The sequence below is a fragment of the uncultured Paenibacillus sp. genome, assembly GCF_963515335.1.
In the GTDB taxonomy this organism is placed as follows: Bacteria; Bacillota; Bacilli; order Paenibacillales; family Paenibacillaceae; genus Paenibacillus_I.
This window is the reverse complement of sequence record NZ_CAUPYC010000015.1, coordinates 1-25,722: the sequence shown is the minus strand read 5'-3', so window position 1 is coordinate 25,722 and position 25,722 is coordinate 1. Positions and strand designations below refer to the sequence as shown.

Genomic DNA, 25,722 nt, shown 5'->3' with positions numbered 1-25,722 from the left:
AGGTAGCCCGCTATGACGCCTTATCGCATTCTCGTAGTGGACGATTCCGCATTCATGCGCAAGCTGTTCTCCGACATCATCGGCGGAGACCCTTCCTTTACGGTGGTCGGAACGGCAGCGACGGGAGCGCAGGCGGTCGAGCTGCTGGCAGCCCTCGACCCCGATGCGGTGACGATGGATATCGAAATGCCGGATATGAACGGACTTGAGGCGCTTCGGGTCATTATGGGACAAAAGCCGACGCCGGTCATCATGCTGTCCGGCCTCAGCGAGGACAACAGGCGGGCAACGGTCGAGGCGCTGCAATACGGGGCATTCGATTTCATCCATAAGCCCACGGTCATGACGGCCGATATTGATCGGGTGGCCGAGCAGCTGCTGTCGCGCTTGAAAAGCGCGGTCAGCGTCAAGCTTCGTTCGTCGCTGCTGCCGCTTCCCGACAAACCGGCCGCCAAATGGCCCGAGAATCCGGCGTCCAAGGCTGTCGCTTCCGCTCAAGCGACACGGGCCGCGCCCGGAGGCGGGGCGCGGAGCAACCGGAAACCGGCCGAACCTGCGCCGGCCGAATCCGCGGCTTCCGCCGCTCCGAAGAAAAAGGCTTCGCCGGCGGCGCGGAAACCCGCCGTCTCTCCGGCAGCGCCGGGAACGCCGGCGGTTCCGAAGCTGCCGAGCAGGGTTTTGGAATTCCGTCATTTGATCGCGATCGGAACGTCGACCGGAGGCCCGCGCGCCCTTCATCAACTGATCGGCTCCCTGCCCGGAAATTTGCCGGCGCCGGTGCTGATCGTCCAGCATATGCCGCCGAAGTTCACCCATTCCCTCGCCCAACGGCTCGATTCGTTCTCGGAGCTGTCCGTGAAGGAAGCGGAGCATGGAGAGCGGGTTGCCGCCGGCACGGTCTATATCGCTCCCGGCGGCTATCATATGACGCTCGCCCGGGCGGGCGGCAGCTATCGGATTGAGCTTTCGCTGGGCGAACCGCGGGGAGGCCACCGCCCCTCCGTCGACCTGTTGTTCGAGTCTCTTGTACCTTTTGTCGAACTGGCTCGGCATGCCGTCATCATGACCGGGATGGGCAGTGACGGTGCAAAAGGCATGAAGGCTTTGGCGGCTAGCGGAGCGGAGACGACGATTGCCGAATCGGAAGAAACCTGCATCGTATTCGGCATGCCGCGCTCCGCGATCGAGCTCGGCGCCGCCAAAACCGTATTACCGCTGCACGGCATCGCTCCGCTATTGACGGAAGCGGTGATGAAATAAACGGCACTGATTACCGAGAACGACGCAGTTCACACAGGAGGTGCAAGGGAATGGATATGAATGCGTATTTGTCGATGTTCATCGACGAATCGAACGATCATCTTCAATCTTTGAATGAAAACTTATTGCGGCTCGAGAGCGCTCCTGAGGATTTGAGCATCGTACAGGTCATTTTTCGCTCCGCGCATACGCTGAAGGGCATGTCCGCCACGATGGGATTCGAGGATTTGGCTTCGCTTACCCATGAAATGGAGAACGTGCTCGACCTCGTCCGGAACAACAAGCTGAAGATGGACGGGTTTATTTTCGACACGTTGTTCAAAGGCCTGGATGCGCTCGAGGCGATGGTGCAGGACGTCGTCGGCGGCGGAACGGGCAAAGCGGACGTCTCGCATATCGTGGCTTCGCTCAAGGCGATCGTAAGCGGCGACTACAAAACGGCCGCTTCCGCTGCGGGCGCGCCGGTCGGGGCAGGTACCGGCAATGCGGTCAATGCGGGCGGAGCGGAAGCGGGCGGCATGGAACTGGACCAATTCCAGTTCTCCGTTATCCAGCAATCGATGGAGACCGGCCATCATGTGTTCCATATTAACGTCAAGGTCCGGGAGGACTGCATGCTGAAAGCCGCCCGCGCATACATGGTATTCGAGCTTCTGGAAAGAAGCGGGGAAGTCGTCAAATCGGAGCCGTCTGTTCAGGAAATCGAGCAGGAGAAGTTTGACCGCTCCTTCTCCCTCTACCTGATTACGCAGAAGCCGATGGACGAGCTCAAAGTCCAGATCGAGAACGTCTCCGAGATCGAGTCCGCCCAGCTGACGCTGCTCGACGAAGAGTCGCTTTCGCTGCTCTCGAAGCCGTCCAGGCCGGAGCCGGCCGCCGCTCGGCGCGAGGGAGACGGGAAACCGGCTGCCGACGATAACAAGCCGCGCGCCGGCGCGGCGCCCCAGGCGGCGGGAGGGGCCGTCACGAAGACGATCCGGGTAGACATCGAGCGGCTGGACGTGCTGATGAACCTGTTCAGCGAGCTGCTGATCGACCGCGTCCGGCTGGAGCAGCTGGCGAGCGAAATCCGCCGCGGCGATCTGACGGAAACGGTCGAGCATATGGCGCGCGTCAGCGGAGATTTGCAGAACATCGTGCTGAAGCTTCGCATGGTGCCGGTCGAGTCGGTATTTAACCGGTTCCCGCGCATGATCCGCGATTTGGCCAAAACGCTGGACAAGAAAGTGGACCTGGTCATCACCGGAGCCGAAACGGAGCTGGACCGGACGGTTATCGACGAAATCGGCGACCCGCTCGTGCATCTGCTGCGCAACTCGATCGATCACGGCATCGAAACCGCCGACAAGCGCCGGCAGTCCGGCAAACCCGAGACCGGCACCGTCAACCTGCGCGCTTTCCATAGCGGCAACAATGTATTCATCGAGATCGGGGACGACGGAGGCGGCATCAACCGCGAACGCGTGCTGGCCACCGCCGTGAAGAACGGGGTGGTGACCGCGGAACAGGGCAAGACGATGAGCGACGAAGAGGTGTACATGCTCCTGTTCGCCCCGGGCTTCAGTACGGCGGAGAAAATATCGGACATTTCCGGTCGCGGCGTCGGTCTCGACGTCGTCAAATCGAAAATCAATTCGCTCGGCGGCGCGGTAAGCGTCCAGTCGCAGCTCGGCAAAGGCACCGTATTTTCCATCCAGCTTCCGCTGACGCTGTCGATCATATCCGCCATGCTCATCAAGCTGGGCTCCGAGAAGTTCGCGATCCCTCTATCGTCGATCATGGAGACGACGATCGTTCGCCGGGAACAGATCCATCACATTCACGGCAACCGGATGATCGAATTCCGGGGCGCGATCATTCCGGTCGTCTCGCTCAGCCGTTTGCTCGAATCGCCGGATTTCGACGAGTCGCAGGAAACGGAGACGGAGGCCGTCATCATCCGGAAAGGCGACAAGTGGGCGGCCGTCATGGTCGACGATTTTATCGGCCAAAGCGACATCGTGTTGAAGCCGCTGGGCAACTATCTGAACGGCACGGCGGCGGTATCCGGCGCAACGATTCTGGGCGACGGACAGGTTGCGCTGATCATCAATCCCAACGCACTGATCAAGTGATTACCGGACGAACTATGAGGAGGTATACCAATGGGCGAGGAGTTAAAAGTAATCGTATTCGCGCTAGGCAACGAGCAATACGGAATTGAAGTCGACAGAGTCCGCACCATCGAGCGCATGCTGCCGATCACGCGCGTTCCCAAAACACCCGCATTCATCAAGGGCGTCATCAACCTGCGCGGCGTTGTCATCCCGGTGCTTGATTTGCGCGGACGCTTCGGGCTTGAACAGACGGAGGCGACCGAAAACTCCCGCATCATTATCGTCGCGGCGAACGATCTGGAGGTCGGCTTCATCGTCGACTCGGCGAACGACGTCATCGATATCGACAGCGATGCCATCGATACGCCGCCCGAAGTGGTAGGAGGCATTAAAGCGAAATATTTAAGGGGCGTGGCGAAGCTGGGCGAGCAGCGCCTTCTGATCATGTTGAATTTGGCCGAAGTGTTGAATAAAGACGAAATCATCCAGCTTGAGCGGATCGAGGAATAGCGCGTGATTGCTTTTAACGAATTTGCGGACGAATTCAAGCTGGACGTGTTGAAGGAAGTCGGGAATATCGGGGCGGGACATGCGGCCACCGCCCTCTCCCGGCTTCTCGACAAGCCGGTCGATATGGCCGTTCCGACCGTAAGCCTGGTTCCCTTCCAGGAAATCGCGGACCTCGTCGGCGGCTTCGAGCAGGTTGTCGTGGCCGTCTTTCTGCGGGTTGAAGGGGACGCTCCCGGCAATATGTTTTTCATCATTCAGGAAAATTCCGCCAAACGGCTGCTGAGCAGCCTGTTGTCCATCGAGCCGGGGGACGGGGCGGCGTATACGGAGATGGAATTTTCGGCGTTGAACGAGATCGGCAACATATTGGCGGGCTCCTATCTATCTTCGCTCGCCGACTTTACGAACCTGTCCATGCACCCGACGGTCCCTTCGCTCGCCGTCGACATGGCGGGCGCCATTTTAAGCTACGGACTGCTGCAATTCGGCCAGATGGGCGATAGCGCGATGCTGATCGAAACGACTTTTCTGGAAGATCGCGACGAGGTGGAAGGCCACTTTTTCCTGATCCCCGATCCGGATTCGTTCGAGAAGATATTCCGTGCGCTGGGAGTGCCTTTGGAATGACGGAGTATATCAAGGTCGGTATGGCCGATCTCAACATCGGCTCGGCAGGCGAAGTCCTGAAGACGACAGGCCTCGGCTCCTGTGTCGGGCTGACGCTTTACGACGCCGGCGCGCGTGTGGCCGGGATGGCGCACATTATGCTGCCTTCGTCCGAAATCGCCAGAGAGGGCGGTTTCAACCGGGCCAAATATGCCGATACGGCGCTTCCGGTTCTGATCGAACGGATGACCAAGGCCGGAGCTTCCGTTAGAAGAATGACGGCCAAGCTGGCGGGGGGAGCCCAAATGTTCGCGTTCGCGGGCCAGAGCGATACAATGAGAATAGGCCCGCGCAATGTCGAGACATGCAAACTGCTGCTCAGCGATATACGCATCCCGCTGACGGCCGAAGACACCGGCGCCAGCTATGGCCGAACCATCGAGATGGACAGCGGAACGGGATTGCTGACCGTCCGCAGCGTTCAGTATGGAATAAAGGAGCTGTAGCATGCTGGGATCTGTACGTTGGAATCTGGCATTGGCCGGTTCCGGTATGCTTCTTACGTTTTGGTCTTCACTGGGAAACAACGGTTTTGCCGTTTCCGGCCTGCGAAGCATGTACGCATTCATTGCGTTTTTCGTATTGGGTTACTTGATCCGGTTCATCCTGCGTGCAATCGTCGGGACGACGCCGGCGGACGGGCCCGGCCTGCCGGCCGATCCCGGCGTCGGCGGACAGGTCGATCTCTCGACACCGGAAGCGGGAGAGGATCTTAACGATCTTCTCAAGGCCCAGTTGGAAGGGAAGGGCCATCCGCCGGCAGAGGCGGCCGGCTTTGAACCTTTTCAACCGAAAAAAATCGTTTCGACGCAGAACATGGACCCGGAAGCACTGGCCAATGCGATACGTCATCTGTCTGATAACAAGGAATGACCGACCGCGGTTATCTGGAATGCTTTCCTTAAGCAAAACGGGAATCATTCGACATGATCGGTTTTCCTTAAGGAAAGGTTTGGGAGGGTGAGACGATGATGATCGAACCGAAAGCTCCTCATTTGTCCAACATGGAGTTGTGGCGGAAGTGGAAAGAAGACAAGGATATTGAGGCTAAAAAAAAGTTGATCGAGTTTTATTTGCCGCTGGTCGATTATGTGACGAACCGGATGGCGATCGGCTTGCCCAAAAACGTGTCCAAGGACGACCTTGCGAGCAGCGGCGTGATGGGCCTGATCGACGCGATCGAGAAGTTCGATTACCGGCGCGGACTTCAATTTGAAACCTACGCTTCCTGGCGAATCCGCGGCGCGATGATCGACGGCCTGCGGCAAGGCGACTGGGTTCCGCGCTCCGTGCGGGAGAAAGCGAAAAAAATAGAGGAAGCCTACCAGCAGCTGGAGCAGCAGTATCTGCGGTCGGTAACGGACGCCGAAATCAGCTCCTATCTGAACGTGAGCGAACGGGACTTCCGGACGATGGTGCAGGAAATCGCGGTAACGACTGTCGTCTCTCTTGAGGATCCGATCCGCGAGGAGGAATCGGAGACGCGGATGTCGATGCTGGTCGATGAGAAGGCGAAAAATCCCGATCACAAGGTTCAGCAGTTTTTTTTGAAGGAAACGCTGGTCAAGGGAATCGAAAGGCTTACCGAGAAAGAGCGGATCGTCATTTCTCTTTTTTATTACGAGGAGCTGTCGCTTAGTGAAATCGCCGAGGTGATGTCGCTGTCGCCTTCGCGGATTTCCCAGCTGCATTCCAAAGCGATTCTGCGGCTTCGCGGCGCGCTCGACAAGCAGAAAAACCAATTGATGCAGAACTGACGGAAGGAGGGGAAATGTTGTCAAACCTTGCCGCATTGGAAACGAGCATCGGTATTCAGATCGCGCCCGATCGACTATCCGCCGTACTGTATTTCAACAAGACGGATGAGGGGTTGGCATTCACCGCCGAGGAGCTGGAGCAATTTGTGAGAAGCCACGGCGTCGTGTTCGGCATCCATAAAGACGTACTGGCCGGCGTTGCGCGGGATCCGAAAAATTATTTCTACGGACAGACGGTTATCGCGACCGGCAACCCCCCGATCGACGGGAAAGACGGGGCGATCGAATTTGCGTACAGCATGGAAGAAGCTGCGCGCAAGCCGATGGAGCTGGAGGACGGTACGGTAGATTATAAAGAAATCATCCGGCTGAAAAACGTCATCAAGGGACAGCTGATCGCCGAGCTGATTCCTGCCGGGGAAGGGCAGCCGGGCAAAGCCGTTACCGGTGAAGAGCTTAGCGGAAAGAACGGCAAGGCGGCCCGGTTCAAGGTGGGCAAGAACGTCGTCCTGAATCCCGAGCAGACCGCCATGTACGCGGCAATCGACGGCATGATCGCCAGGACCGACCGGGACAAGATCAACGTGTTTCCGGTTTATGAAGTGAACGGCGACGTCGATTACAATATCGGCAACATCGATTTCGTCGGCACGGTCGTCATCAGGGGCAACGTGCTGACGGGCTTTCGGGTCAAAGCGGCAGGCGACATTCGCATCGTCGGAGGCGTGGAGGGCGCCGAGCTCGAATCGGACGGATCGATTGAGATTACGGGCGGCATTATGGCCGGCAGCAAAGGATCCGTCAAGGCGGGCAAGACGGTGAAAAGCTCCTTCATCCAGGACGGCAACGTGCTGGCCGGCGAGGACATCGTCGTGTCCCAGAGCATTATGCATTCCCACGTCAGGGCGGCGAGGAACATTGTATGTTCGGGGGCCAAAGGGCTGCTCGTGGGCGGAGTTGCGCAAGCCGGGGAAAAGGTTACGGCGCGGACGGTCGGCAACACGATGTCTACCGCCACCGTCATCGAGGTCGGTGTACTCCCCGAGCTGCGCGCCGAGCTGACTGATCTTCGCAGCAAGCTGAAGGGCGTCTCGGAAAGCCTCGATAAAACGGACAAAGCGCTCACGCTGCTCGACCACCTGGCCGCCGCGGGGCAGCTGTCTCCCGACAAGCTGGCGCTTCGCGTCAAGCTGAACGCCACCAAACGCCAGGCGTCGGAGGAACAGGCCGCCGTCAAGGAACGGATCCTCGAGATCGAGAAAACGCTGGAAGATACGGAGCGCGCCAAGGTCGAAGTGATCCATACGATATACGGCGGAACGAAGATCGTCGTCGGCCGCTACACCCGTTTCGTCAAGGATCCGGTGCAGCGGGTATGCTTTCGGTACTTTGACGGCGACATCAACATGACGCCGCTGGTATAATAGCGGTAGGCGGTCTACCATTCGTTCGAAAGGGAGATGGCGAATGACCTTCAAATCCATCGATTTGCAAATGTCCATTCCACGCACCCCGGAAGCGAGCGGCATACACGCGCAGCAGCTGCACAAGCCGGTTGCCGAGCAGCAGATGCTGGCGGCGGCCGCGGAGAAACGGACGGAACGGTTGAGACGGCGAAATACCGGCGTCGAAGAAACCGAGGGACAAACGATCAGGGACCGGCAGGGCAAGCAGCAGCCGGGCGGTCAAGAGCACCGGCGCGGCAAACGGCGGCAAGCGGGCGCACAGGCGGCGCCGCCCGCCGGCAATCATCCTTATAAAGGAAAGCATATCGACCTTACCTATTAGAACGGGATTACGGATTCGCCGCTGAGGCGGCCTTATTTTTGTGAAACGGCAGGTGAATGTCTTGGCACCATGGCAGCTCGTCGTATTGTTGGGGGCATTCGCGATCGTGGGCGCTCTGATCATGCCGCGGCGCGGCAAGGCAGCCGGGCCGGCTTCGAACGCAGAAGGCATGCAGGCCGCTCTGGAGCAGTTTATGGAGAACATGGAGGCGGATAACCGTGAATGGATCGAGACGGTTACCCGCGCCCAGCACCGGCAGCGCGAGGACAATGCCGCGCGCGACGAGCGGACCGCCACTTTGGAGCGGCGCGTGATCGAGCTTGAGGGCAAGCTTTCCCGCTTCGAGACGCGCACGGAGGAGCGGCTGGAACGGATTCGCGGCACGGCGGCTGCGGCAGCGGCCGTTGCGCCGGGGCAGCCGCCGGCGGGCGACGGCCCGCAAGGCAAGTCGACGATGCCGGAAGGCATATCGGCGCCTCGGATCCGTGAACGTTATGCTGAGCTGTTCGACTTGCACGGTCAAGGCAAGTCGATCGAGGCGATCGCCAAAAAGACCGGCATGAATAAAGGCGAAGTCATGCTCATTCTGCAGCTGGCCAAGCAGGAGGAGGAACGCCGTGTTTAACAACCGTCCGTTCCTTTTCGGTCTGGGCGCGGGGATCGTGTTCGGGGCGCTGCTGCTGCAATTGATGCTTGTATCCGCGCAGCAGCCGGATCGTACGGAGCGGCTCGACCGTTTGACCGGCGAACAGGGCGGCTATACGCAAGCGGAGGTGGACAAGCTGCTCGCGGCCGCGGAGCGGCGCATCCGCAGCGAGCTTGAGGCGGGCAAAGCGGATTCCGCGCCGGCCGGCGCCGCCGGAGGGAATGAGAAGACCGCGGCCGGTCAGCCGGACGACACCGCGGAACCGGCCACCACGCCCGGCACGGTCAAGGTGGACAAGCTGCCGGTGCGCATCAAGCAGGGCATGACGCTGGATCAGATCGCCGCGCATCTGAAGTCCAAGGGCGTGCTTGCCGAGGAAAAGGTGTTCCTCGCGCTCATGTCGGATTGGAGCAAGGAGATTGTGGCCGGCTTTTACTTTTTCGACGGAGAATTATCGCCCGCCGATGTGAAACGGATCATTACGAGCCCGCCGTTCGATTATTGAGCGGCGGTTTTTTTTGGGCGGTGTTCATGGTTGATGTTGAAATAATGGTCTTTCAACGAAAAAAGCTCGTTTGGCTGCATGATTTCCAACCTAGGATTTCAGAGCGGGAATTAATCATTGTTCGCCGAATTGTTCGGCGAATAGCCCGCGGTTGCGCCGGTCGGTCGAATATGGTATAGTAATTGTCGGTGTTAAAAACACACGCCGGTCAATTTCGTCAAGGGTGCTTCCGCGAAGCGGAAGTTTTGACGAAAGATGCGACAGGCGGAGGTCAACAAAAAACCATATTGGAGGTGTTGTGGAGATGGCGGTTATTTCCATGAAACAGCTGCTTGAGGCTGGGGTTCATTTCGGTCATCAGACCCGTCGTTGGAACCCGAAGATGGATCGTTATATCTTCACCGAGAGAAACGGCATTTACATTATCGACCTGCAGAAGACGGTCAAGAAAGTCGAGGAGGCGTACAACTTCGTTCGCTCCGTCGCCGAAGAGGGCGGCACGATTTTGTTCGTCGGCACGAAGAAGCAAGCGCAGGATTCCGTTAAGGAAGAAGCGGAGCGCTGCGGCAATTTCTACATCAACCAACGTTGGCTCGGCGGCACGCTGACCAACTTCCAAACGATCCAGAAGCGGATCGATCGCCTTCGCCAGCTTGAGAAGTGGGCGGAAGACGGCACGTTTGAAGTTCTGCCTAAGAAAGAAGTCATCATTCTCAACAAAGAGAAGGATCGCCTGGAGAAGTTCCTGGGCGGCATCAAGGGCATGCGCAGGCTGCCGAGCGCTCTGTTCATCATCGACCCGCGCAAAGAGCGCATCGCCGTTGCGGAAGCCCGCAAGCTGGGTATCCCGATCGTCGGCATCGTCGACACGAACTGCGATCCGGACGAGATCGACTACGTCATTCCGGGCAACGACGACGCGATTCGCGCCGTTAAGCTGCTCACGTCCAAAATGGCCGACGCAATCGTTGAAGCTCACCAAGGCGAGCAAACGACGGCATAAAGTTGGAAACGAAAAGGGTGGTTGGAAGGTGAAAACCTCTCGCCGCCCTTTTTTTAAAAGCTATAGCGGCTTTGCTACATAAAGAGAACCGAATATTCAGGAGGTCAATCTAATGGCAGTTAATGCGAGTGCAGTTAAGGAATTGCGCGAAAAAACCGGAGCGGGCATGCTCGATTGCAAGAAAGCGCTGGAGGAAGCGAACGGCGATCTGACCAGAGCGGCGGAAATTTTGCGCGAGAAGGGCCTTTCGGCGGCAGCCAACAAAGCGGGCCGGATCGCAACGGAAGGCATCGTTGAGTCATACATCCACGGCGGCGGAAGGATCGGCGTGCTCGTTGAGGTCAACTGTGAAACCGACTTCGTCGCGAAGACCGACCAGTTCCGCGAATTCGTGCGCGACGTCGCGATGCAGATCGCGGCAGCGGCACCGAAATACGTCCGCCGCGAAGAAGCCCCGCAAGAGGATCTCGACAAAGAGCGCGAAATCCTGAAAGCTCAGGCGCTGAACGAGGGCAAGCCGGCTCACATCGTCGACAAGATGGTCGAAGGCCGGATGGCTAAATTTTATGAGGAATATTGCCTGCTTGAGCAGCCTTTCGTAAAAGACCCGGATAAAACGATCTCCCAACTGCTGAACGAAAAAATCAGCGCGATCGGGGAAAATATTTCGATCCGCCGCTTTGTTCGCTACGAGCTCGGCGAAGGTCTCGAGAAAAAACAAGACAACTTCTACGAAGAAGTGATGTCTCAAGCCAAATTGTAATCCGAACGCAGACGGCGGGGCGGCACTTCCGCCCCGCCTTTTGTTGCGTCTAGTGATTTTCACTTTTTTAGGGATTATTTTTGGTCCGATTGTCTCGGCGCTTTTGGGAAGTGTTTTTATCAGGAGGGCCCTCGGATGCGAGGCGCCGGATGGAGGTAATCGTTTGGAACGTCCCGTGTATAAACGCATCGTTCTGAAGGTAAGCGGCGAGTCGCTCGCCGGACAGAACGGATACGGCATCGAAGCAAGCACGATCGCATCGATCGCAGAGCAGGTGAAGTCGGTCGTCGAGTTGGGTGTGGAAGTCGCGATTGTGTGCGGCGGAGGGAACATTTGGCGGGGGATCGCCGGGTCGGCCAAAGGCATCGACCGCGCGACCGCCGATTACATGGGCATGCTGGCCACCGTTATGAATTCGCTCGCGCTGCAGGACGCATTGGAGCAAATCGATGTGCCGACCCGCGTGCAAACGTCGATCGCCATGCAGCAAATCGCGGAGCCGTATATTCGCAGACGCGCGATTCGGCATCTGGAGAAAGGACGTGTCGTCATTTTTGCGGCAGGGACGGGCAACCCGTTTTTCTCCACCGATACGACGGCGGCGCTGCGCGCAGCCGAAATCGAGGCGGAAGTTATTTTAATGGCGAAAAACAAAGTGGACGGCGTATACTCCGCCGATCCGTTCAAGGATTCCACGGCCGAGAAATTCGAGCAGCTCACCTATATGGATGTGCTCAACAAAAATCTCGGCGTCATGGATTCGACGGCGTCTTCCCTATGTATGGACAACAACATCCCGCTCATCGTTTTCTCCATTACCGAAGCCGGCAATATCAAGCGGGTCGTGATGGGCGAGAAAATCGGGACCATCGTGAAAGGGAGTGTGGGCTAATGCCACAATCGATCAAGAAAAATGCGGAAGAGCGAATGGACAAAGCGCTCGGCGCGCTGCGCCGCGACTTGTCGACGCTCCGCGCGGGACGAGCCGCTCCGGCCCTGCTGGACCGCGTTCAAGTGGAATATTACGGCGCGATGACGCCGATCAACCAGCTGGCGAACATCAATACGCCCGATACGCGTACGCTGATCATCCAGCCGTGGGATAAAACGTCGCTCGGCGCGATCGAGAAGGCGATTCAGAAATCGGATCTCGGACTGACGCCGTCGAATGACGGCACCCAGATCCGGATCGGCATTCCGCCGCTGACCGAAGAGCGCCGCGCCGAGCTGGTCAAGGCGACCAAACGGTTCGGCGAGGAAGCGAAGGTGGCGATCCGCAACATTCGCCGCGACGCGAACGACGATATCAAGAAGCTGGAGAAAACCGACATTTCGGAGGACGAATCCAGACGGCATCAGGAAGACATCCAGAAGGCGACCGACAGGTTCATCGCGGAAGTCGATAAAATATTGGCCGCCAAAGAGAAAGAAATTATGGAAGTATAAAACGGCAGGATTGAACCGCCCCTCCGGACAGGTGGGGTTTGTTCTATTCTATTATCCTTTGTCCCTTTGGGAGGGAAACGAATGTTCGAGCGGATTCGATCCCGGCTCGGCCGGGTGCCGCAGCATACCGGCTTAGGCGTTGCGGAAGGCAATATTCCGCGGCATGTAGCCATTATTATGGACGGCAACGGGCGTTGGGCGAAAACGCGCGGCCTTCCCCGCGTCGCGGGCCATCATTCGGGTATGAAAACGGTAAAGCGGATTACGATGGCGGCGAACGAGCTCGGCATCGAATATTTGACCCTGTACGCTTTCTCTACGGAAAACTGGAAGCGTCCGAAAGCCGAGGTCGAGTTTCTGATGAAGCTTCCCCAGGAGTTTCTCGCGATCGAGCTTGACGAGCTGATCGAGAACAATGTACAGGTGCGCATGATGGGCTACAAGGAGGAACTGCCGGATTACACGCTTGAGGCGGTGGAGCAAGCGATCCGTCGGACGGCCGGGAATACCGGATTGGTGCTGAATTTTGCGCTTAATTACGGCAGCCGCAAAGAGATGACGGATGCGGTACGCAAGCTGTGCGCGGATGTGCGGGACGGTTTGATCCGTCCCGAGGACATCACGGAGCAAGCATTCGAAGCCCGCTTGCTGTCGGACGGCATCCCCGACCCGGACTTGCTCATCCGGACGAGCGGCGAGCTGAGGATCAGCAACTTCATGATGTGGCAGCTGGCCTACAGCGAGCTTTGGTTCACGGATGTTTATTGGCCGGAATTCACCGAAGCCCATTTCCACGAAGCGATCGGAGAATATCAACGGCGTGCGCGCCGGTACGGCGGACTTTAACGTACATAGGAGTGAGGCGGAGGTTGAAACAGCGAATCGTGACGGGCGTGCTGGCCGGGCTGGCGTTTGCGATGCTGGTCGTATTGGGCGGCTGGTATTATAAAGGATTGCTGCTTATATTGGCTCTTATCGGCTTTTATGAATATATCCGGCTGAACGGCTATCCGCTTCGCGATCCGCTTGCGCTGCTCGGTTTGATCGGTATGCTCGCCATCGCGGCGCCCTTGCAGGACATGGGCCTGCCCCGGGTGCCGCCGGAGACGATCGTCTGGAGTTTAATGTTCGCTTTGCTCGCCGTCACTGTGCTGACCAAAAACAGGGCCACGCTTGACGGCTCCGCGCTGATGCTGATGGGAGCCGTCTACGTCGGCTTCGGCTTCTCGGCGATGATGGCGGTGCGCGGCATCGAGCCGGGCGGACTTTTTCTGAGCGCACTTACTTTCGGCGCCATATGGGCATCCGACGCCGGCGCTTATTTTGTCGGCAAAACGGTCGGCCGCCATAAGCTGTGGCCGGCCATCAGCCCGAATAAAACGATCGAGGGAGCGCTCGGCGGCGTGCTGCTCTCCTTAATCGTCTGCCTGATCAGCGCGCTTGTCGCGCCGGAATGGATCTCGGTGGGAAGAGCCTTGACGATCGGCATCATCGCTTCGGTGGCGGGGCAGCTCGGCGATCTTATTCAGTCCGCCTATAAGCGGCTGCGCGGGGTCAAGGATTCCGGAAAGCTGCTGCCGGGGCACGGGGGCGTGCTCGACCGCTGCGACAGCTGGCTGATCGTGTTCCCGCTGCTGACGCTCACCGGCGTACTGGGATAGTTATCGGATACGATATAGGGGGAGCTCGCTTGAAAAACATATCCATCCTCGGCTCAACCGGGTCGATCGGCACACAGACGCTGGACGTCATCGCGAGCGATCCGGAGCAATACCGGGTAACCGGCCTGGCGGCAGGCACGAATGTGGAACTGCTTGTCAGGCAGGCCCAAGCTTTCCGTCCGGCCAAAGTGTGTTTGGCGACGAAGGAGGCGGCCGACCGGGCCGCGGCATCGCTCCCGCCCGGAACGAAAGTGCTTTACGGCGCGGAAGGCCTCGATGAAATCGCCGCCGGCACCGGCGCCGACTATGTGGTGACGGCGATTGTCGGCAGCCAGGGGATTCGTTCGACGATGGCGGCTATCGAGGCCGGCGCGTCGATCGGCCTGGCCAATAAGGAGACGCTTGTGGCAGCGGGGCATCTGGTCATGCGCCGCGCCGCCGAGAAGGGAGTCGCGATTCTGCCGGTAGACAGCGAGCATTCCGCGATCTTCCAATGCCTGAACGGCGAGAGCCGGGGGGCGGTGCGCAAAATTACGCTGACGGCTTCCGGCGGGTCGTTCCGCGACAAAACCCGCGATGAGCTGCAGGGCGTCACCGTGGAGCAGGCGTTGAACCATCCGAACTGGGCGATGGGCGCGAAAATTACGGTCGATTCGGCGACGATGGTCAACAAAGGACTCGAAGTGATCGAAGCGCATTGGCTGTTCGGCGCCGGTTACGATCGAATCGACGTGCTGCTGCATCCGGAGAGCGTCATCCATTCCTATGTCGAATTTGTCGATCACAGCGTCATTGCCCAGCTCGGCTGGCCGGACATGCGCATTCCGATTCAATATGCGCTGACTTATCCGGACCGCCGTCCCACGCCGACCGCTCCGCTCGATCTGGCGAAGCTCGGCAAACTGCATTTCCGGGAGATGGATTATGCCCGTTACCCGTGCCTGAGGCTCGCGTTCGAGGCCGGACGCGCCGGGAAGTCGGCGCCAGCCGTCTATAACGCCGCGAACGAGGTGGCCGTGGCGCGTTTTCTGAAGGGCGGGATCGGTTTTCTGGATATTGAAAAGGTGATTGAAACGGTATTGGAAAGGCATGCCGTATGCGAGCTGCCGGATTTGGCGGCGATCGCCGAGGTCGACGCGCATGCGCGCCGGGAAGCGTCCGCCGTGTGACGGCACACGTTCCGCGCGGGGCGGCCTTCGGTTCTCTTGTATCGGCCGGGAGAATAATGATAATCTAAGTACAGGCCGTTACGAACAGGAGGGCGCACGACATGGAAATGGTTGAGATTGTGCTCTTGACCGTGCTCGTTTTTTTCGTGATCGTATCCATTCACGAATGGGGTCACTTTTATTTTGCGAAGCGCGCGGGCATTCTCGTTCGCGAGTTCGCCATCGGCTTCGGGCCGAAATTGTTTTCGGTGCAGCGGGGGGAAACCCGTTATACGCTGCGGCTCATACCGGCGGGAGGCTTCGTGCGCATGGCCGGTGAAGACCCGGAAACGGTGGAAATTCAGCCGGGACAGACGATAGCGGTCAGACTGGTGAATGACCGGGTGACGCGGCTTTATCTCGATCGGCTGGACGAACGCAGCAACGTCATTCGGGGCGAGGTGGAATCCGTCGACCTGGAGCGGAGCCTGAAGCTTGCGCTTCACGTCGAAGGGGAGCGGGAGCGCTATGACGTTCATCCGGCGGCGATTATGATCGCGCGCGGACGCGAGACGCAGATTGCGCCGATCGACCGCCAATTCGGCAGCAAGACGGTCGGGCAGCGCGCCTTGGCAATTTTTGCCGGGCCGCTTATGAATTTCATCCTTGCGTTCGCGTTGTTTATGGTGTACATCCAGATGGCCGGCGTGCCGATGGAAAATCCGGACCGGATCCTGGTCGGCTCGTTCGTCGACGACAAGGAATCGCCCGCCGCCAAAGCCGGACTCAAAGTCGGCGATGAAATCCGGACGATCAACGGACAGAACATCGGCGTCGACGTGGATAAAATGCTGACCCTGATCGGAAGCTCCGGCGGCAAGCAAATGGAATGGACCGTCATTCGGGACGGCAAGCCCGTCAACATCTCGATCACACCGGTTCCGGATGGGGAGAACGTCGGCAAAGTCGGCATTTATCCGGCTTATCCGTCCCGTGCGGCCACCTTCACGGAGACGTTCGCGTTCGGCGCGAAGGCGATGAAGAACATGACGATCAACATTTTTGAAGGATTCAAAATGCTCATTCTGGGCCAATTCGAGCTCGACGACCTTGGCGGGCCGGTGAAGACGGCGCAGGTGACCAGTCAGATCGCGGCTCAAGGCATCGAGCAGCTGACGTCGTGGACGGCGGTTCTCAGCCTGTACCTCGGTATTTTCAACCTGCTGCCGATTCCTGCGCTGGACGGAAGCCGGCTCATTTTCCTCGGCGTGGAAGCGGTGCGGGGACGGCCGGTCGATCCGAACCGGGAAAGCATGGTGCATTTCATCGGATTCGCAATGCTGATGCTGCTGATGCTTGCCGTCACGTACAACGATATTTTGAATTTGATTCAGGGGTAGGCCGAAGGCCGTATTGCCGATTGGGAGGCGCGTATGTCGAAGGATAAGGGGTTCGTAACGGAAATTACGCCGCAGGGGGAAGATTTTTCGCGTTGGTATATCGACGTCATCAAGAAAGCGGAGCTGATGGACTATTCGCCGGTAAGAGGCTGCATCGTGTTCCGTCCGGAAGGCTATGAGCTGTGGGAAAACATACAGCGCGAGCTGGACCGCCGTTTCAAGGAAACCGGCCACCGCAACGCCTATTTCCCGCTGTTCATTCCGGAAAGCTTCTTCCAGAAGGAGAAGGAGCATGTCGAAGGCTTCAATCCGGAGCTGCCTTGGGTGACCGAGGCGGCCGGCGAGAAGCTGGAGGAGCGTTTGGCGATCCGCCCGACGTCCGAGACGATGTTCGGCCACATGTACGCGAAATGGATTCAGTCTTACCGCGATCTGCCGCTGCTGATCAACCAATGGGCGAACGTCGTCCGGTGGGAGAAAAGAACGCTGCCGTTCCTGCGGACGAGCGAATTTCTATGGCAGGAAGGCCACACGGCGCACGAGAATGAGGAGGAAGCGCGGGAGGAAACGATGAGGATGCTGGAGATTTACCGCGACTTCGTCGAGAACTTCCTCGCCATACCGGTCATCGTCGGCCAGAAGACGCCTTCGGAGAAATTCGCGGGCGCGGTCGACACGTATTCGATCGAGGCGATGATGAAGGACGGCCGCGCGGTGCAGGCGGGCACGTCGCATTACCTCGGGACGAATTTTGCGGTGGCGTTCGATATCCGATTTTCGGACCGCGGCAACAATCTGCAGCATGCGCATACGACTTCGTGGGGCGTAAGCACCCGGCTGATCGGCGCGCTCATTATGGTGCACGGGGACGACCGCGGGCTGGCGCTGCCGCCGAAGGTCGCGCCGACGCAGGTCATCATGATCCCGATCGGCCCTCCGAAGACGAGGGAGCAGGTGGTCGGCAGAGTGGACGAGCTGTACAAGGACCTTAAGGCGGCCGGCATCCGCGTGCGGGTCGACGACCGCGCCGATCTGAGCCCCGGCTGGAAATTCAACGAATATGAGATGCGCGGCGTACCGCTCCGTCTGGAGCTCGGCCCGCGCGATATGGATAACGGCGTCGTCGTGCTCGTATCCCGGATATCCGGCGAGAAGCGCGTCGTGCCCCAGGACAACCTGGCGGAGGAAGTGCGGCGGATGCTGGACGAAATCCACAACGATATGTTCGAGAAGGCGAAGTCGTTCCAGGAAGAGAATTTTAAGGCGCTGGAGACGCTCGACGAGATGAAGGCGTTCCTCGAGCAGAAGCGCGGGTTCGTCGAAGCCGGCTGGTGCGGCTCCGAGGCTTGCGAGCGTCAGGTGAAGGAAGAGACGGGGGCTACCAGCCGCAACATCCCGTTCCAGCCGGCCGCGCATCGGGAGTCCTGCCTCGTATGCGGCGAGAAGGCGGCGCACACGGTGGTTTTCGCGAGAGCCTATTGATGCTAGAATAATAATATGCAGCGGGGCTCCCCCAAAAGTGCAGGCCGCTTTTGGGGGAATTGTTTTTGTATTTCTTTAAGGGTTGCATGGGGAGGAAAGGCATGAGCAGCACAGGGGACAAGCGCCGGCGGTTCGAGCTGCTGCTGAAGCAGGCGAACGTGGCGGACGATGTGATACTAACCTACTTCTCGGACGGATACATAGACCATGTGGCCGTTAACGCGGCGAACCGGGAATGGACGTTTTGCATCCGCAAAACGTCCTTGCTTCCTTACAAGGTGTACCGGATGTTCTGCGAAAGCGTCAGGTCGAAGCTGGGACACATCGCCGATATCGCCTTTGTGTTCGACTACGATCCCGAGGTGCGCACGCATGAGGTGGCGAGCGCATATTGGGAGCACTTCGTCGACTGGGCGACGCAGGAGATGGTGTCGGTCAACGGCTGGCTCGGCAAGGCGCGGCTGCAGGCGGAGGCCGATCTGCTGACGTTGACTTTGCTGGACAATATGGGGCTGGAGCTGGCGCGCAAGAAAAAAATCGACGAGGCGGCCGTCCGGTTCTTCGAGCGTTATTTCAAACGGACGTGCAAGATCAAGCTGACGGCCCTCGAAGCCGGCGAATCGCGCCAGGAGGCCTACGAAGCGTTCAACCAGAAGCGGGAGCAGGAGGAGCGGGAGGTCGTCCAGGCGATGATGGCCAGCGTCGTGTCGGAAGCTCCGCCCGCCGGGGGGCCCGAGAACGAGCGCCTGATCGTCGGCTATGACATCCGCGAGGAGCCGGTGCCGATCATGCGGGTGACGGAAGAGGAGAAAAAGGTGACCGTACAGGGCGCCGTTTTCGGCCTCGAGCAGAAGGAGCTTCGCAACGGAAGCACGCTTTTCACCTTCAATGTTACGGACTTTACCGATTCGATCATGATGAAGATGTTCGCCAAGACGAAGGAGGATGTGAAAGTCCTCAGTCTGCTCGCCAACGGCAAATGGATCCGGGCCCGCGGGCGCGTCGAGTACGATCGGTTCATGACGGAGCCCGAGCTTGTCATGATGCCGAACGATCTGCATGAGGTAAAGGCCCCGCCCGAACGGAAGGACGACGCGGAGGAGAAGCGCGTGGAATTCCATTTGCACACGACGATGAGCACGATGGACGCGGTGACCCCGGTCGATACTTATATCAAGACGGCGGCCAAATGGGGACACCCGGCGATCGCCGTTACCGACCACGCCAACGTGCAGTGTTATCCGGACGCGTACAAGGCGGCCAAAAAGAACGGCATCAAGGTGCTGTTCGGCGTCGAGGCCAATGTCGTCAACGACGCGGTGCCGATGGTGCTGAATGCGCGCGTGGAGGATTTGCAGACCGCCGAATACGTCGTGTTCGACATTGAGACGACCGGCCTGTCGATCATCAACAGCAAGATCATTGAGCTCGCCGGCGTCAGAATGCGCGAGGGCAAGGAAATCGACCGGTTCGAAACGTTCATCAACCCGCACGAGAAAATTCCATACCATATTCAGCAGCTGACCAATATTACGGACGATATGGTGAAGGATGCGCCGGAGCTTGAGCCGAAGCTGCGCGAGTTTATCGAATTCATCGGCGACGCCGTGCTGGTGGCGCACAATGCCCGGTTCGATATCGGCTTTATTCAGGCGAACTGCAAGGCGATCGGCTTGCCCGAGGTGGCGAACCCGGTGCTCGATACGCTGGAGCTCGCGCGCTTCATCCACCCGTCGCTCAAAAACCACCGGCTGAATACGCTGGCCGACAAGTACAAGATCAGCCTGGAGAACCATCACCGCGCGATCGACGACTCCGTGGCGCTCGGCGGCGTGCTTTTCGGCCTGATCACCGACGCTGCGTCGCGCAGCATAACGGGGCTGCATCAGCTGAACGATTACGTGGGACTGGATTTTTCCAATTCGCGTCCTTTTCACTGCAATATCTACGCCCTCAACGCGACCGGCAAAAAAAACCTGTTCAAGCTTATCTCGATGTCGCACACCGAATATTTCAAGCGGGTCGCCTGCATGCCAAAATCGAAGCTGGTGGAGCTGCGCGAGGGGCTGCTCGTCATCTCCGGCTGCGAGAAGGGCGAGTTTTTCGAGACGGTGCTGAACAAAACGGAGGAGGAGGCCGAGGATGTCGCAGGCTTCTACGACGTGCTGGAAATCCAGCCGGTCGACTTCTATATGCATCTGGTCGAGAAAGGCCTGGTCGGCAGCCGGGCGGAGCTCGAGCAGGCGCTGCGGCGCGTATGCCGGATCGGCGACAAGCTTGGCAAGCCGGTCATCGCGACGGGCAACGTCCATTATTTGAACCCGCGCGACAAAATTTTCCGCGACATTACGATTCACGGCATCACCGGCTTCAGCCCGTTGAAGGATATCAAGAAGCCCGACGCCCATTTCCGCACGACCGCGGAAATGCTGGAGGCGTTCGCCTTTCTCGGCGAGGAGAAGGCGCGCGAGGTCGTAATCCGGAATACGGTGGAGCTGGCCGGACGGTTCGAGGATTTCGAGATGTTTCCGGACAAGCTGTTCACCCCGATCATCGAAGGGGCGGACGAAGAAATCCGGAACACCTGCTACGACTTCGCCAAGCGGATGTACGGGGAGCCGCTGCCGCAGGTCGTCGTCGACCGGCTGGAGAAGGAGCTCGTGCCGATTATCAAGTACGGCTTCTCGGCGAACTATCTGATTTCCGAGCGGCTCGTCAAGAAGTCCAACGCGGACGGCTATCTCGTCGGCTCGCGGGGCTCGGTCGGCTCGTCCGTCGTCGCGACGTTCCTCGGCATATCCGAGGTCAATCCGCTGCCGGCGCATTACATATGCTTGAATCCGGATTGCAAGCACAGCGAATGGTTTCTCGACGGCAGCGTGCCGAGCGGCTTCGACCTTCCGGATAAATCATGCCCGGACTGCGGGCGGCCGCTGAAGGGCGAAGGCCAGGATATTCCGTTCGAAACGTTCCTCGGCTTCAAGGGCGACAAGGTTCCCGATATCGACTTGAACTTCTCGGGCGAATATCAGCCCCATGCGCATAACTACACGAAGGTGCTGTTCGGGGAGAAAAGCGTGTTCCGGGCCGGCACGATCGGCACGGTCGCGGAGAAGACGGCGTACGGCTTCGCGAAGAAGTACGAGGAAGACCAGGGCAAAAAATGGCGCGGCGCCGAGCTGAACCGGCTGGCCGCCGGCTGTACCGGCGTCAAGCGGAGCACCGGCCAGCATCCGGGCGGGATTGTGGTCGTGCCGGATTATATTGAGGTTGAGGACATTACGCCGGTTCAATATCCGGCCGACGATACGAGCGCGGAATGGAAGACGACGCATTTCGACTACCACGCATTCGACGCGAACCTGCTGAAGCTCGATATTCTGGGACACGACGATCCGACGATGATGCGCATGCTGCAGGATTTGACGGGCGTCGATCCGACGACGATCCCGATGAACGATCCCAAGGTCATGAGCCTGTTCAACTCGACGCAGGCGCTCGGCGTGACGGCCCAGCAGATCCGGACGCCGGTCGCCACCTACGGCGTGCCGGAGATGGGAACGAAGTTCGTCCGCCAGATGCTCGAGGAAACGCAGCCGTCAAGCTTCGCCGACCTGCTGCAGATTTCGGGCCTGTCGCACGGCACGGGCGTCTGGCTCGGCAACGCGCAGGAGCTGATCAAGAAAGGCACCTGCAACATCAAGACCGTTATCGGCTGCCGCGACGACATCATGCTGTTCCTTATTTATAAAGCGGGAATGGATGCGGGCCTCGCGTTCAAGATTACGGAGAGCGTCCGCAAAGGCAAAGGCCTGACGCCGGAGTGGATCGAGGAGATGAAGCGGTGCAAGGTGCCGCAATGGTATATCGATTCCTGCCTGCGCATCGAGTACATGTTCCCGAAGGCGCACGCCGCCGCTTACGTCATCTCGGCCGTTCGCACCGCCTACTTTAAGCTCTATTATCCGATCGCCTATTATGCCACTTACTTCACGGTGCGGGCGGAGGACTTCGATCTGGAGCTGCTGTGCCAAGGCTATGACGCGATCATGAAGAAGCTGATCGAGATCGAGGAGAAGGGCTTCAACGCCACGACGAAGGAGAAGGGCATGATCTCCATTCTCGAGATGGCGCTGGAAATGACGGCGCGCGGCTTTTCGTTCAAGCCGATCGATCTGTACCGCTCGGACGCCACGAGGTTCCGGATCGACGGCGATTCGCTCATTCCGCCGTTCGCGGCGATCGGCGGCATCGGCGACAACGCGGCCCGCAACATCGCGGCGGCCAGGGAGCAGGGGGATTTCCTGTCGGTCGAGGACTTCCAGCAGAAGTCACGGGCGTCGAAGACGATCGTCGAGCTGCTCGGCGCGATGGGGTGCTTTCGGGGGCTGCCGGAATCGAACCAGCTGTCGCTGTTTTAAATCGAATGGATGACGGAATGAAACCGAAGGCGTGGTTTTCATTTGCTGTTGTCACTTCTCCCCGATTATGCTATAATTTTTCTGGTAATGCTGTTGATATGGTGTCTGCAGAAGAAGAGTGGGGAAACCCACTCTTTACGTTTTGTCTGCGGACAAAACATCATTGGTTCGGGGGGTCAGGTGCCGTGAGCACATCCAAAATAAAAGCCGCAGTTGAAGAAATGGTGCAGCCTTTTTTGACGGAGCACGGATTTGAACTGGTGGACATCGAATACGTCAAAGAAGGCGGCAACTGGTTTCTTCGCATTTTCGTCGACAAGGAAGGCGGCATCGATATCGATGAATGCGGCCGGATCAGCGAATACGTCAGCGAACGGCTCGACGAGAACGATCCGATTCCGGACGCTTATTTTCTCGAGGTATCGTCGCCCGGCGCGGAACGCCCGCTCAAGAAGCCCGAGGATATGGCGAAGGCGGTCGGCAAGCCTGTGTTTCTGACGACTTACGAGCCGGTCGGCGGCGCCAAGGAATTCGAAGGCAGGCTCGTTTCCTTTGACGGCGAAGAGGCCGTCGTGGAGGTCGGGAAGCAACGGCAGGCGATTCCGTACGCCAAGATTGCGGGCGCGCGTCTGGCCGTCGTATTTTAACCAGTTGAGAGGGGGAACTGTTTTCCAATGAGCATGGATTTTATCGAGGCGCTTGCGGAAATCGAGAGGGATAAGGGTATCGGCAAGGACGTGCTGCTCGAAGCGATCGAGGCGGCGTTGATTTCGAGCTACAAACGCAATTTCAACACGGCTCAGAATGTGCGCGTCGACATCAACCGGCATACGGGCGTCATCAAGGTGTATGCGCGGAAGACGGTCGTCGAGGAGGTGCTTGACCCGCGTCTGGAAATATCGGTCGAGGCGGCGCGCGAAATCAATCCGCATTACCAGCTTGACGATATCGCCGAGATCGAGGTAACGCCGCGCGACTTCGGCCGCATCGCGGCGCAAACCGCCAAGCAGGTCGTGACGCAGCGCATTCGCGAAGCGGAGCGCGGGCTGATCTACAATGCGTTCGTAGACAAGGAAGAAGATATCGTGAACGGCATCGTGCAGCGCCAGGACACGCGCAACCTGTACATCGACCTCGGCAAGGTGGAGGCCGCCTTGCCGCTTGCCGAGCTGATGCCGAACGACAAGTTCAAGCACGGCGACCGCGTGAAATCATATATCACCAAAGTCGAGAACACGACGAAAGGGCCGCAGATCATTTTGTCCCGCACCCATCCGGGCCTGCTCAAGCGGCTGTTCGAGCTCGAAGTGCCGGAAATCTACGACGGCGTCGTCGAGATTCGCTCGGTGGCGCGCGAGGCGGGCTTCCGCTCCAAAATCGCCGTTCATTCCCGCAATCCGGAGGTCGATCCGGTAGGGTCATGCGTCGGTCCGAAGGGATTGCGCGTGCAGACGGTCGTCACCGAGCTGAAGGGCGAGAAAATCGATATCGTCCGCTGGTCGGACAGCGTCGAGGAGTATGTGGCCAACGCGCTCAGCCCGTCCAAGGTGCTGGAGGTCATCGTGTACGAGCAGGAGAAAATGGCGCGCGTCATCGTGCCGGATTATCAGCTCTCGCTTGCGATCGGCATCAAAGGGCAGAACGCCCGTTTGGCGGCGAAGCTGACCGGCTGGAAAATCGACATCAAGAGCGAGACGCAAGCCGAGCAGGAATTCGACCGGCCGAGAACGCAAGGCGGGGCGATGCACCAGGACTCCGTTTCCTACGACGGGTAGCCGGCCGGCTGCCGGAGGGCTTATAGAAGGACGGGGGGATGACGATGAAGCCCAGGAAAGCGCCTTTGCGCAAATGCGTGGCCTGCCAGGAAATGATGCCCAAGAAATCGCTTATTCGCGTTGTACGGACGCCGGACGGCGGCGTGCTGATCGACCTGACGGGCAAAAAAGCCGGCCGGGGCGCCTATCTGTGCGGCAAGGTCGCCTGCTTCAAGCTGGCCAAGAAAAGCAAGTCCTTCGACCGGGCGTTCAAGCTGGCCGTCGACCCGGCGATCTACGAGCAGCTGGAGCGGGATTTCGTCGCGGTGGAGGACGATTTCAACGCCGCCAAGGAGCGGGAAGACGATGACGGCGAAGCATAAGGCGTTGTCGGCGCTAGGCATGGCGATGAGGGCCGGCAAGCTGGCGACCGGCGATGAAACGGTGCTCAAGGCGGTCAAACAGGGAAAAGCGGCGCTCGTGCTCGTGGCCGGCGACGCTTCCGACAATACGAAGAAGAAATACCGTGACAAGTGCGCGACCTATGGCGTGCCGTTGCTGGAAGTGTTCGACCGGTTCACGCTCGGCGCCGCGATCGGCAAGGAGGAGCGTGTGATCGTCGGAGTGGCGGACAGCGGCTTCGCCGGCATGATACGCAGTCATCTCGGTACACATTCGGAGGTGGAGGAATATTGACTAAACAGGACAACAAGGATAAACTGCGCGTCTATGAATACGCCAAATCGCTCAATATGAGCAGCAAGGAAATCATTACGATTCTGAAGCGGCTCGATTTGCCCGTCAACAATCATATGAGCGTGATGGAGAATGAAATGGTGTCCAAGGTTGAAGGCTTCTTCCGCAATATCAAGGAGAACGCCGCGGCCAAGCGGGCGCAGGAAAGCTCGGGCGCAGGCCGCCAGCAAGCTGTCAAGCCGTCCGGCGACCGGCCGCAGGCGGCACAGGGCGCGCGGACGAACGACCGGCAGGACTCGCTCCGCTCGAACACGCTTCAATCCGGACAGCGGCCGGCGCAAGGGCAGTCCGGCGGACAGCGCCCGAGCGATACGGTAAACCGGATCAACCCAAATCAAACAGAAAAGCAGGAGACTATGAATTCAACTACGACGACAACGCAAGTTCAGAGCAACCCGAATGGCCGGCAAGGCGGCGGAAACGGCCGTCCGCAAGGGCAGGCCGGCCAAGGACAGCAAGGCGGCGGGTATAGCCGTCCGCAAGGCCAAGGCGGAAACCGCCAGCAAGGCGGCCAGGGACAGCAAGGCGGCGGGTATAACCGGCCGCAAGGCCAAGGCGGACAGAACCGCGGACCGCAAGGCGCAGGCCAGGGCGGGCAGAACCGCGGGCCGCAAGGCGCAGGCCAGGGCGGGCAGAACCGCGGGCCGCAAGGCGCAGGCC

At 59.1% G+C, this 25,722-nt stretch carries 26 protein-coding genes; all 26 read left to right on the top strand.

The features are described from left to right. The first annotated feature begins 12 nt into the window (after positions 1 to 12). Positions 13 to 1,260 (top strand): chemotaxis response regulator protein-glutamate methylesterase, encoded by a 1,248-nt coding sequence (locus RWM61_RS07530; protein ID WP_313999112.1) that lies wholly within the window; start codon positions 13 to 15, stop codon positions 1,258 to 1,260. A 50-nt stretch (positions 1,261 to 1,310) separates the two neighbouring features. Continuing rightward, positions 1,311 to 3,374: a chemotaxis protein CheA gene (locus RWM61_RS07525; RefSeq protein ID WP_313999110.1), complete on the top strand. Its 2,064-nt coding sequence runs from the start codon at positions 1,311 to 1,313 to the stop codon at positions 3,372 to 3,374. A 30-nt stretch (positions 3,375 to 3,404) separates the two neighbouring features. Beyond that, a complete protein-coding gene (locus tag RWM61_RS07520; RefSeq protein ID WP_313999108.1) occupies positions 3,405 to 3,866 on the top strand; it encodes a chemotaxis protein CheW in 462 nt (153 codons plus the stop codon). A gap of 6 nt (positions 3,867 to 3,872) precedes the next feature. Continuing rightward, positions 3,873 to 4,493 (top strand): chemotaxis protein CheC, encoded by a 621-nt coding sequence (locus RWM61_RS07515; protein WP_399538141.1) that lies wholly within the window; start codon positions 3,873 to 3,875, stop codon positions 4,491 to 4,493. Then, positions 4,490 to 4,978, top strand: coding sequence for a chemotaxis protein CheD (locus tag RWM61_RS07510; protein WP_313999104.1), 489 nt, complete (start codon positions 4,490 to 4,492; stop codon positions 4,976 to 4,978). The genes RWM61_RS07515 and RWM61_RS07510 overlap by 4 nt, the downstream gene beginning before the upstream one ends. 1 nt (position 4,979) lies before the next feature. Beyond that, on the top strand, positions 4,980 to 5,405 hold the full coding sequence (locus RWM61_RS07505; RefSeq protein ID WP_313999101.1) for a hypothetical protein: 426 nt from the start codon (positions 4,980 to 4,982) through the stop codon (positions 5,403 to 5,405). Positions 5,406 to 5,503: 98 nt separating this feature from the next. Further along, the gene (locus RWM61_RS07500) at positions 5,504 to 6,289 is read left to right on the top strand and encodes a FliA/WhiG family RNA polymerase sigma factor (RefSeq protein WP_313999196.1); all 786 of its coding nucleotides are present in this window, start codon (positions 5,504 to 5,506) and stop codon (positions 6,287 to 6,289) included. Positions 6,290 to 6,303: 14 nt separating this feature from the next. Next, a complete protein-coding gene (locus RWM61_RS07495; protein WP_313999098.1) occupies positions 6,304 to 7,713 on the top strand; it encodes a FapA family protein in 1,410 nt (469 codons plus the stop codon). Between the two features lie 43 nt (positions 7,714 to 7,756). Beyond that, on the top strand, positions 7,757 to 8,077 hold the full coding sequence (locus tag RWM61_RS07490; protein WP_313999096.1) for a hypothetical protein: 321 nt from the start codon (positions 7,757 to 7,759) through the stop codon (positions 8,075 to 8,077). 40 nt (positions 8,078 to 8,117) lie between these two features. Next, complete coding sequence (locus RWM61_RS07485) at positions 8,118 to 8,702, top strand: hypothetical protein (protein WP_313999093.1); 585 nt, start codon at positions 8,118 to 8,120, stop codon at positions 8,700 to 8,702. Further along, the gene (locus RWM61_RS07480; protein WP_313999091.1) at positions 8,695 to 9,228 is read left to right on the top strand and encodes a hypothetical protein; all 534 of its coding nucleotides are present in this window, start codon (positions 8,695 to 8,697) and stop codon (positions 9,226 to 9,228) included. The genes RWM61_RS07485 and RWM61_RS07480 overlap by 8 nt, the downstream gene beginning before the upstream one ends. Positions 9,229 to 9,532: 304 nt before the next feature. Next, complete coding sequence (gene rpsB / locus RWM61_RS07475; RefSeq protein ID WP_313999089.1) at positions 9,533 to 10,231, top strand: 30S ribosomal protein S2; 699 nt, start codon at positions 9,533 to 9,535, stop codon at positions 10,229 to 10,231. Between the two features lie 112 nt (positions 10,232 to 10,343). Further along, positions 10,344 to 10,994, top strand: a complete 651-nt coding sequence (gene tsf, locus RWM61_RS07470) for a translation elongation factor Ts (protein ID WP_313999087.1) — start codon at positions 10,344 to 10,346, stop codon at positions 10,992 to 10,994. Between the two features lie 163 nt (positions 10,995 to 11,157). Then, positions 11,158 to 11,886, top strand: coding sequence for a UMP kinase (gene pyrH / locus RWM61_RS07465; protein ID WP_313999085.1), 729 nt, complete (start codon positions 11,158 to 11,160; stop codon positions 11,884 to 11,886). Continuing rightward, the gene (gene frr / locus RWM61_RS07460; protein WP_313999083.1) at positions 11,886 to 12,440 is read left to right on the top strand and encodes a ribosome recycling factor; all 555 of its coding nucleotides are present in this window, start codon (positions 11,886 to 11,888) and stop codon (positions 12,438 to 12,440) included. The genes pyrH and frr overlap by 1 nt, the downstream gene beginning before the upstream one ends. An 81-nt stretch (positions 12,441 to 12,521) precedes the next feature. Further along, positions 12,522 to 13,286, top strand: a complete 765-nt coding sequence (locus tag RWM61_RS07455) for an isoprenyl transferase (RefSeq protein WP_313999082.1) — start codon at positions 12,522 to 12,524, stop codon at positions 13,284 to 13,286. A 23-nt stretch (positions 13,287 to 13,309) separates the two neighbouring features. Further along, positions 13,310 to 14,101: a phosphatidate cytidylyltransferase gene (locus RWM61_RS07450; protein WP_313999080.1), complete on the top strand. Its 792-nt coding sequence runs from the start codon at positions 13,310 to 13,312 to the stop codon at positions 14,099 to 14,101. Positions 14,102 to 14,130: 29 nt separating this feature from the next. After that, positions 14,131 to 15,270, top strand: coding sequence for a 1-deoxy-D-xylulose-5-phosphate reductoisomerase (locus RWM61_RS07445; protein WP_313999078.1), 1,140 nt, complete (start codon positions 14,131 to 14,133; stop codon positions 15,268 to 15,270). Between the two features lie 101 nt (positions 15,271 to 15,371). Next, positions 15,372 to 16,649, top strand: a complete 1,278-nt coding sequence (gene rseP, locus RWM61_RS07440) for an RIP metalloprotease RseP (RefSeq protein ID WP_313999076.1) — start codon at positions 15,372 to 15,374, stop codon at positions 16,647 to 16,649. Positions 16,650 to 16,682: 33 nt separating this feature from the next. Then, on the top strand, positions 16,683 to 18,131 hold the full coding sequence (gene proS / locus RWM61_RS07435; protein WP_313999073.1) for a proline--tRNA ligase: 1,449 nt from the start codon (positions 16,683 to 16,685) through the stop codon (positions 18,129 to 18,131). Positions 18,132 to 18,232: 101 nt separating this feature from the next. Further along, entirely contained in the window at positions 18,233 to 22,552 is a 4,320-nt protein-coding gene (locus tag RWM61_RS07430) for a PolC-type DNA polymerase III (RefSeq protein WP_313999071.1), read from the top strand. Positions 22,553 to 22,737: 185 nt separating this feature from the next. Further along, positions 22,738 to 23,199 (top strand): ribosome maturation factor RimP, encoded by a 462-nt coding sequence (rimP, locus tag RWM61_RS07425; protein ID WP_313999069.1) that lies wholly within the window; start codon positions 22,738 to 22,740, stop codon positions 23,197 to 23,199. 27 nt (positions 23,200 to 23,226) lie between these two features. Then, the gene (gene nusA, locus RWM61_RS07420; protein WP_313999067.1) at positions 23,227 to 24,327 is read left to right on the top strand and encodes a transcription termination factor NusA; all 1,101 of its coding nucleotides are present in this window, start codon (positions 23,227 to 23,229) and stop codon (positions 24,325 to 24,327) included. 44 nt (positions 24,328 to 24,371) lie between these two features. Next, entirely contained in the window at positions 24,372 to 24,689 is a 318-nt protein-coding gene (gene rnpM, locus RWM61_RS07415) for an RNase P modulator RnpM (protein ID WP_313999065.1), read from the top strand. Continuing rightward, positions 24,673 to 25,002, top strand: a complete 330-nt coding sequence (locus tag RWM61_RS07410) for a ribosomal L7Ae/L30e/S12e/Gadd45 family protein (RefSeq protein WP_313999063.1) — start codon at positions 24,673 to 24,675, stop codon at positions 25,000 to 25,002. The genes rnpM and RWM61_RS07410 overlap by 17 nt, the downstream gene beginning before the upstream one ends. Continuing rightward, the coding region (locus RWM61_RS07405) for a translation initiation factor IF-2 N-terminal domain-containing protein (protein ID WP_313999061.1) at positions 24,999 to 25,722 on the top strand (724 nt) is incomplete at its 3' end. The genes RWM61_RS07410 and RWM61_RS07405, both read left to right, overlap by 4 nt.